Annotated in this window: 2 protein-coding genes; both read right to left on the reverse strand. The window is 77.5% G+C overall.

Annotation, left to right across the window (positions count from 1 at the left end):
* Positions 1-33 precede the first annotated feature (33 nt).
* Positions 34-3,270 (reverse strand): S8 family serine peptidase, encoded by a 3,237-nt coding sequence (locus ACFRMQ_RS39100; protein ID WP_380735652.1) that lies wholly within the window; start codon positions 3,268-3,270, stop codon positions 34-36.
* 223 nt (positions 3,271-3,493) lie between these two features.
* Positions 3,494-3,655 (reverse strand): hypothetical protein, encoded by a 162-nt coding sequence (locus ACFRMQ_RS39105; protein ID WP_380735653.1) that lies wholly within the window; start codon positions 3,653-3,655, stop codon positions 3,494-3,496.
* Positions 3,656-3,914 lie beyond the last annotated feature (259 nt).

Consider the following 3,914-nt stretch of genomic DNA (forward strand, 5'->3'; position numbering starts at 1 on the left):
GGGTCCCGGCGGGGCGCCCCCGTCCCGCGCGGGTCACGGCAGGTCGAGCACCTGGGCCCGCCGCTCGGCCGGGTTGAGGTGGTGGAGCAGCAGGAGCCGCGAGGTGTCGCCCTCGGCCCGGTGCACGGCGAGGACGCTGCCCGGGCCGGCCGGGGCCATCACCGCCGCCGGGCCGGTGAGGCCGGCCCGGACGGTGAGCGCCGGGTGCAGGACGTCCAGCGGGACGGACGGGACGGTGCCGGTGAGCCCGATGGCGGAGAGCGCCTCCGTCACGTCCGGCGTGCCGCCCCCGGCGTAGCCGGTCCAGACCCCGTAGCGGACGGTGCTGTGCCCGGGTGCGACGCCGGGCAGGGCACTCAGCCGGACGGGCAGCACCAGGACGTCGCTGTCGAGCAGCCCGGTGTCGGTGTCGCCCCAGCGGGCGTTGAGCGGCTGGACGTCGAGTTCGGCCCCGGTGCGGGCGTCCAGGGCGCGGGAGACCAGCACGTCGCTGCCGCGCTGCCGGTCGGCCTTGAGGATGACGTCGGTGCTGCCGTCCCCGTCGGTGTCCAGCGCCACCCGCACCCCGTACAGGCCCACCGGGGTGGTCGCGGGCGCCCACGACTGCACTCCCACGTACAGGAGTTCGGAGTCGACGGCGGCCCCGGCCGCGCGCAGGTCGGCGGACCGCTCGCCGGGGTGCTCGACGCAGACCTCGTCGTCCGTCTCCTCCCCCGTGCCCTCCCCCGTGTCCTTGGGCCGGATGCCCGCCCCCGGCCCGGCCGCCACGCCGCCGGTGCCGGGCGGGCAGTCGGGCCAGCGGGCCCCCTCGCCGCCGAGCGCGAAGGCGCTGACCAGGCCGGACTGTTCGCCGGGCGCGGCCCGGCCGCCGAGGGCGACCAGGGTGCCGTCCCGGGTGGTGCGGACGGTGGCCGTCGCCGCGAGGTCGCCGACCGGGCGCGGGGCGGCCAGCACCGGGACCCGCAGCTGCGGCGGCCCGTCGTCCCCGACCGGGGTGAGCAGCACCCGCCCGGAGAGTTCGCCCCGGTAGTCGCGGGACCTGCCGCCCTGCACGGTGTCGATGGTCGGGTCGGGCGCGCGTCCCAGCCGTCCCGGCACGGACAGCGTCACCCGCACCCGTGCCGTCCCGCCCGCCGGGACGTCCACCCGGGCCGGTGCCACCCGGTAGGAGGCGCCGGGCACTTCGGTGGCCGCCGCGTACGAGGTGCGGTAGCCCAGCGGCGCGCCCGAGGTGTTGCGCACCTCGATCTCCCGGGTCAGCGCCGTCGGCCCGGCGACCTCGACCGGCCCGAAGGAGACCCCGACGCCGCCCTCCACCGCGCCCTCCCCCGCCGCGTAGGCGACGGCCGGGGTGCGCACCGCCCGGTCCACCTGGACCCGCCCGGCCCCGGTGCGCTCGGGCCCGTAGACCGGCCCGGTCCGGTCGTCGCCGAGGTAGGTGTCCACGCTGGTGTTCATCAGCGCGGCCTTGACCTGCTCGACCGTCCAGTCCGGGTGCGCGGCGCGGACCAGCGCGGCGAGCCCGGCCACGTGCGGGGTGGCCATCGAGGTGCCGGACTCGCGCTGGCCGCCGGTGCCGCTGCCGACCAGGCTGGACCAGATGCTCTCGCCGGGGGCCGCCAGGTCGGGCTTGACCACGCCGGGCACGCCGATGCCGCGCGAGGTGAAGTCGGTCAGGGTGTCGGCCCGGCCCGGCTGGTCCTGCGCGACGGAGCCGTGCAGCGGGTTGCCGGGCGTGGCCAGCCGGACCCGCACCGGTCCGGCGGCCGCGGCCCGGCGCAGCCGCTCGCCGTCGGCCCGGGCCAGCAGCGCGGCCGGAATGCGGTCGTCGCCGGCGATCTCGGCGAGGTGGTCGGAGTCGGCCGCGTACAGCGCGCCGATCGCGCCCGCGTCGGCGGCGTGGTCGGCGCGCGGGCCGGAGTTGCAGGGCCGGTCGGCCTCGCGGGTGCGCCAGTCGAGCAGCGCGATCCGTCCCTTCAGCCGCTGCCGGTCGGCCTCGCTGAAGTCGGTGCAGCCGTCCGGCTGGTCGACGGGCAGCACGAGTTCGCCGCTGACCTCGGTGGTGTCCCAGCCCTGGTAGCGCTCGCTCCAGTGGACCGGGACGACCCCGGCCGCGGCGGCGGGGGCGAGCACGGTGATGCCGTCCACGTCGGCGTGCCCGTGCACCGAGGCGGCGACGGTGATCGCCCGGGCTGCGGTGCCGGGGCTGCCGCCGATGGCGTACACGTCGCCGTCGTTGCCCGCCGCCGCGATCACGACGGTGCCCAGTTCGGCGAGCCGGTCGACGGCCAGCGCGTCGGTGTCGTCGGTGCTGCCGAAGTGGCTGCCGAGCGAGAGGTTGACGACGTCCAGCCGGTCGCTGAGGTCGCCGTCCCCGTTCGGGTCGGCGGCCAGGTCGAGCGCCTCGGCGACCCGGTCGGTGGAGCCCTCGCAGCCGAACACCCGGATCCCGTACAGCTGCGCGCCCGGGGCGGTGCCGGGCCCGATCCGGAAGGCGGCCGGGTCCAGCCCGGGCCCGTACGGACCGGTGTACGGGCGGCCGTCGGCGGTGACTCCGTACCCGGCCGCGGTGCCGGCCACGTGGGTGCCGTGCCCGTTGCGCACGCAGTCGATGGGGTTGTCGCTGGGGTGCGGCACCGGCTGGTGGTGCGGGGAGGCCGGGTCCGGGTCGTAGTCGTCGCCGACCAGGTCCCGGCCGCCGACCACCTTGGCGTTGGGGAACAGCGCGGGCGGCGCGGGTTTGCCGCGCTCGACCGAGCGGAAGGCCTCCTCGGTGCCGGGGCCGCCGAAGTCGGCGTGGGTGTAGTCGATGCCGCTGTCGATGATCCCGATCCGGGTGCCCCGGCCGGTACCGGCGGTCCGGTCCGCGGCCCAGACCCGCGGGGCGCCGGTCAGCGGCACGGAGTGGGCGTTGTCGCGCCGCTTGTTGACGATCGGGTGGACGGCCCCGGCGAGCCGGTCGAGCGCGTCCCCGGCCCGGGCCCGCTGGGCCGCGCCGGCCCGGGCGGCCTCCCGGTGGACGTCCTCCGGGGAGCGCCGGGCCCGCCGGGCACCATCGGCGGCGCGCCGCCAGGCGGGGCCGGCCGCCTCGGTGGTGAGTTCGAGCAGGACGGAGGCCGTCCGGCCCGACGCCGACGGCCCGGTGGACGGTGGCCCCGCGGCCGGCGGGCTGCCCTCCGCCGGGGTGGCGGCGAGGGCGGCGCTGGCGGCCAGCAGGGCCAGGGTGAGGCCGATCCGGGCGGCGGGTCGGCGGACGGGTGGCAGACGCACTGGGCCCTTTCCCCCGGCAGGGGGACAGATCCGCACACCGTGCCGCTGACGCCCGCCCACGCGAGCGTCGATCACCCCTCCGAGGGCCCCAAATTAGGATGATCGCGCCGACGGGGACGAGCAACTTCCCTCGGACGGACCGAGGTTGCACTCTACTGGGTGATGTCGAACCAACCCGTTCGGCCCATTCGGCGGATGAACGCCACCCACCGCAACAGCGACCTCAGTGGTGGCCGGTAACGCCACCGTTGTCCCGGCGGTCCAGCGAACGCTGCAGGGCGGCGGCCGCGAAGGGGTTCCGCTCGGCGGCCCGGCGGCGGCGCGGGGCACGGGCGGGGGTGGCGGCGGGGGCGGACGTGACGCGGCGGTCGGCGGTCGGCGACATACCGGGCTCCTTGGGAACGGCGCTGCGGGGGCCAGCGCGAGGAAGGTGAGGGGAGCGCGGGAGCAGGGATCGCCTGCTCGTCAGGGCGCACGCGCACACGGGCCGCGAAACCCTGGCTACAGGGGCGGCGCACCGTACGGCCCTTCCACGGTACGACCGCGCCCCGGCCGTGTCTGCACGAATACTTGGATTTCCTAGTATCTGAGACGGGAGTCACCCGGGAGCACGCGGCAGGGCCCGGACCGCCGTTGGAACGGCG

Origin of the sequence: Kitasatospora sp. NPDC056783, from assembly GCF_042789895.1 — a bacterium.
GTDB lineage: Bacteria > Actinomycetota > Actinomycetes > Streptomycetales > Streptomycetaceae > Kitasatospora.